The organism is Candidatus Obscuribacterales bacterium, assembly GCA_036703605.1.
Taxonomy (GTDB): domain Bacteria; phylum Cyanobacteriota; class Cyanobacteriia; order RECH01; family RECH01; genus RECH01.
Genome location: DATNRH010000115.1, coordinates 1 through 1,878, shown reverse-complemented (window position 1 = coordinate 1,878; position 1,878 = coordinate 1). Strand labels below are relative to the sequence as shown.

Genomic DNA, 1,878 nt, shown 5'->3' with positions numbered 1-1,878 from the left:
CTTTGTCGTCACGGTCACCGATCCCAATCCGCCAACCCAGGGTGACGACGTTCTGCAGGGCACCCGGCGAGATGATGTTTTGCGGGGTTTGGGGGGCGACGATCGCCTTCTGGGTTTCCAGGGCAATGATCGGCTCTTGGGCGACAACGGCAATGATCTGTTAGAGGGCGGTGCTGGGAATGATGTATTAGACGGCGGTGCTGGCCATGATCGGCTGATCGGTGGACGGGGAAGCGATCGCATCACAACGGGGTTAGGACGCGATATCCTAGTGACTGGCCCAAGGGATGGCACCGACATCGTCACCGACTTCAACCCCCGCCAAGATCGCATTCAGCTCACCGGATCGCTCACCGTCGGTCAACTGACCTTTCGTCAACGACAAGACAACACGCTCATTCAAGCTGGTAATACGACATTGCTGGTCTTGAACGATGTCCAGGCCTCTCGCATCACCCCATCGAGTTTTGTCTAGATGACTGCTGTTACCATTGCTTTCACCTGTGTTCCTGTACTGCCCCCGATTTAATTTCGTCTAAACGACCGCGTTGCTTTCACTTGTATTAATACACTGCCCCTGCCCAACAGGTTCTCCCCTGTCCGGCAGGACGAGATCAGGCGGTGTAAATCATGGAAAGCTTTAGACAGGTGAGTGGTGCGATCGCTGCCTGTCTCCTTACACACCAGGAGAGTTTGCTTGAAGACCTATCGCTTTTTATCAGTGTGGCTAGGCTGTTGCGGGGCGTTGATGGCTCTGCCGACCTTAGCAACCGCATCGGACTTGTCCACCCATCTCGATGCCGCATCCGGCTCACCGGTCACCTCTCAGCCCCATCAAATCAGCCAAGGTTTATTTTCCTCCCAGATCGCCACCCTGCAAGCCATTGAGCTGTCAGAGGATGGTAGTCAACTGATTCTTCGCACCGATCGGGCTGTGGGGCAGGTGAATAGCGGTTGGCAACAGCGGGTTACCAGCCATCGGATTGAACTGTCGAATACCCAACTGGCCCCGCAGGTGATGCTGCCCGACCTCACAGACCATCCGGGTCTCGTATCGATGCGGGTGGAGCAAGCTGACGCCACCACGGTTGTGGTGCAGCTTGAATTGGTGGCCAGAGTGCAGGTTGGCACTATTCGCCAACTGGATGGCCAACGATTGGCGGTACCGCTGGGAGGGACATCTACGTCAACGCCCATCACCTCCGAGGCGATCGCTGCCCGAATTGCCGACATCACCCTGCCCAATGTGGCCCACCTACGTCCGCTGATTGTGATTGATCCCGGTCACGGTGGCTCTGATCCCGGAGCTGTGGGGATTAGCGGTCTGCGGGAAAAAGATATAGTCTTTCCCGTTGCCCAACGGGTCGCCGCCTTGCTCGAACAGCAGGGGGCTCAGGTGGTGCTCACCCGACAAGATGATCGCACCCTCGATCTAGCTCCCAGGGTGCAAACTGCCGAGCGTTATGGGGCTGATATGTTTATTAGCCTTCATGCTAATGCCATTAGCATGAGTCGCCCAGACGTGAATGGTGTAGAAACCTACTACTATTCCTCTAGCGATCGCCAGGTGGCCGAAGCCATTCAACGCAGCCTGGTGCAAGCAACCAGTATGCGCGATCGCGGTGCTAAGTCGGCGCGGTTTTATGTGTTGGTCAACACATCCATGCCCTCGGCGCTCGTGGAAATGGGATTTGTCACAGGGTCAGAAGATGCGGCACTGTTAGCAAATCCAGAGTTTCGCGAACTGATTGCCCATGCGATCGCCCGTGGCATTTTAGACTATGCTCAGGCTAATCCATAGCTGAGGCTACCCCTAGGAATGGCATCGAGCTTGTAGGGCGGTGGTCTTCATGTCATGATCGGCTAGAGAGGTTGGTG

Annotated in this window: 2 protein-coding genes; both read left to right on the top strand. The window is 56.1% G+C overall.

Annotation, left to right across the window (positions count from 1 at the left end; genetic code table 11):
- Window positions 1-475, top strand: a 475-nt coding sequence (locus tag V6D20_02395) for a hypothetical protein (GenBank protein HEY9814646.1), incomplete at its 5' end; no start/stop codon positions are given.
- 222 nt (window positions 476-697) lie between these two features.
- Complete coding sequence (locus tag V6D20_02390; GenBank protein ID HEY9814645.1) at window positions 698-1,801, top strand: N-acetylmuramoyl-L-alanine amidase; 1,104 nt, start codon at window positions 698-700, stop codon at window positions 1,799-1,801.
- Window positions 1,802-1,878 lie beyond the last annotated feature (77 nt).